Annotated in this window: 2 protein-coding genes; one reads left to right on the forward strand and one right to left on the reverse strand. The window is 65.0% G+C overall.

Annotated elements, in window-relative coordinates:
* Nucleotides 1–275 precede the first annotated feature (275 nt).
* Nucleotides 276–1,130 (reverse strand): LysR substrate-binding domain-containing protein, encoded by an 855-nt coding sequence (locus tag LQV45_RS31065; protein ID WP_230011166.1) that lies wholly within the window; start codon nucleotides 1,128–1,130, stop codon nucleotides 276–278.
* A gap of 140 nt (nucleotides 1,131–1,270) precedes the next feature.
* Here LQV45_RS31065 and LQV45_RS31070 point away from each other — a divergent pair.
* A partial coding sequence (locus LQV45_RS31070; protein WP_230011168.1) for an MFS transporter occupies nucleotides 1,271–1,602 on the forward strand: 332 nt, incomplete at its 3' end.

A 1,602-nucleotide genomic window follows, 5' to 3' on the forward strand; every position in this document is an offset into this window, starting at 1 on the left:
GGGGCGGGCAATCGGGGGTGATTAATGGCTGGCATCAATGGCGGCCTATCCCGAACGTTCCGACGCCAGCCACAGGCGCCAGCGACGGACAGCGTTCGTTTTTCGAATCGTTGTCGTGGGCCACTGCTTGACCTCGAACGGTGGATCTTAAGTAGTGTCAGGATAGATGAAGTACGTGCACCGTTCAATGGTCAAGTAAGTACTGCTCGGGTCCGGGTAGTCCGCCCCGTAGGTACCGTGGCAGGATCAGCGCTGGCTGCGGGACCGCCCGCGCGTCAGGCCGGTCGCTTCAGGGTCCGGCCCACGATCGCCTGCGTCAGGGCATCGATCACCTCGGTATTGGCCAGCGGATTGCGGATGAGCGTGAAATCGACGTCGCCCACCGGCGGCAGATCGAAGCGGCGGGTGATGATTTTCAGATCCTCCGGCACCAGGGAGGAAGGCATTACCGCCACACCGATGCCGGCCCGGACGGCGGCCAGTACGCCGCTGATCTGGCGCGTGGTGCAGGTGATCCGCCAGGTGCGCCCGGTGGCCTCCAGAGCGTCGATCGCAAGCTTCCGGCTCAGGCTGGGGGAGGGGTAGGCGATCAGCGGGACAGGATCAGCCGGTTCCAGCGCGGTCTGTTCCAGGCCGACCCAGGCGAAGGCGTCCTGCTGGACCACGGTTCCGTCCTTGGCCCCGGCCACCCATTTCACAAAGACCAGATCCAGTTGCCCGGCGTTCAGGCGCTTGTAGAGCTGGTCGCTTTGCCCGACCGTCAGCTCGAGGTTGATCTGGGGATAGATCTGCCGGAACTCCCGGAGGATGCGTGGCAGCCCGGTGATGGCGAGATCATCGGCCGTGCCGAAGCGCAGGCGGCCGCGCATGGCGGAGCCGGAGAAATAGCGGGCGGCGGAGTCGTGCGCGGCGAGGATGCTGCGGGCGAAGCCGGCCATGGCATCGCCGTTGTCGGTCAGGCGTACATCCCGGGTATCCCGGGCAATCAGCACCCGCTTGGCGGCGGTCTCCAGCTTGCGGACGTGCTGGCTGACGGTGGGTTGGGCCAGGCCGAGGCGCTCGGCGGCCTTGGTGAAACTCAAGGTTTCGGCCACGGCCAGGAACGAGCGGAGCTGGGCGGGTTCGAACATGGCGGTCTCCGGATCGGGTGCCGCATACCCTGCATTGCGTTTTGTAATGCGAGTTATGCGTGGAATAGGCTTCCATAATCTCTTGGGGCCAGCCTAGCGTTAAGTCCATCCCACTCACCCGCTCTTTTGAGGACTTTTCCGTGGCACCCCCTCCGCCGCTAGAGGCGAACGCAGCTTCCCTGCCGGACACCATCACCCAACCACTCGCCGTCGTCAGCCAGCCTCTGCCTTGGCGCCACACTTTCATTTCGCTCAAGGTCCGCAACTTCCGCATCTTCGCGATCGGGCACTTCGTCGCCGTCATCGCGCTCTGGATGCAGCGGATCGCCCAGGACTGGCTGGTGCTCCAGCTCTCCGGTTCCGTCACCGCCGTCGGCATCACCGTGGCCCTGCAGTTCCTGCCGTCCCTGTTCCTCGGCCCGTGGGCCGGCATGATGGCGGACCGCTTCGCGAAGCGGAAGATCCTCATGCT

Source organism: Microbacterium sp. Bi128, from assembly GCF_918698205.1.

What these genes read in the sequence shown, in the direction of transcription:
- LQV45_RS31065 (WP_230011166.1), bottom strand. Translation starts at nt 1,130, where the DNA reads ATGTTCGAACCCGCCCAGCTCCGCTCGTTCCTGGCCGTGGCCGAAACC.